General features: G+C 43.2%; 1 protein-coding gene. It reads right to left on the reverse strand.

The features are described 5' to 3' along the window. Positions 1–35: 35 nt before the first annotated feature. Positions 36–681: Ig-like domain-containing protein (locus KTHG_RS21590; protein WP_222424323.1), on the reverse strand; the 646-nt coding region annotated here is incomplete at its 5' end.

Consider the following 681-nt stretch of genomic DNA (forward strand, 5'->3'; position numbering starts at 1 on the left):
GAACGCCTTTAATAATTCATCCAATGCAATCCCTCCTAACCGGCTGGATTAACAGTTACGACGCATGTTGCTGTTTTATTACCGTCTGTTGTTTTAACGGTAATCGTTGCTTCACCTTCGGCTACAGCTGTTACTAAACCAGTTGAGCTTACAGTCGCAATAGCTGCCGCACTTGTAGACCAAGTAACAGCTTTATTTGTCGCTGTTGTTGGCGCTACAGTTGCCGTAAGTTGTTTTGTGCCTGCAATATCAAGCGTTGCTGTCGTAGCATCTAATGTCACACCGGTAACAGCTGTTTTAGGTGTTGCGTTTACAGCTGTAGATTTACTCGATTCACCTTTGCCATTTTTGGCTGTCGCTTGAATCGAGTATTGTTTACCGTCCGTTAAACCCGTAATAGTACCTGTTTTAGTGGTAGTGTTTTGTGTTTTAGGCGTTGTGCCATCTGTGTAATAAATGGTATAGCCAGTAATCGTTGTGCCATCGTTTGTACCGTCCACAATTGTGAAGTCAATGGCTCCTGCTTTGGCTGTTACCGTAACAGTTGGGGCACCAGGTACAATATCCGTTGTTGTAAATTGAACAGAACCTGTAGCACCATTTTCTTCAACTTCGACGGTATAGGCCGTATTTGGTGTTAAATTTTGCAAACTAAAAGGCGATGTAGCATCTTCTGACACT

The sequence above is a fragment of the Kurthia sp. Dielmo genome (assembly GCF_000307285.2).
In the GTDB taxonomy this organism is placed as follows: domain Bacteria; phylum Bacillota; class Bacilli; order Bacillales_A; family Planococcaceae; genus Kurthia; species Kurthia populi.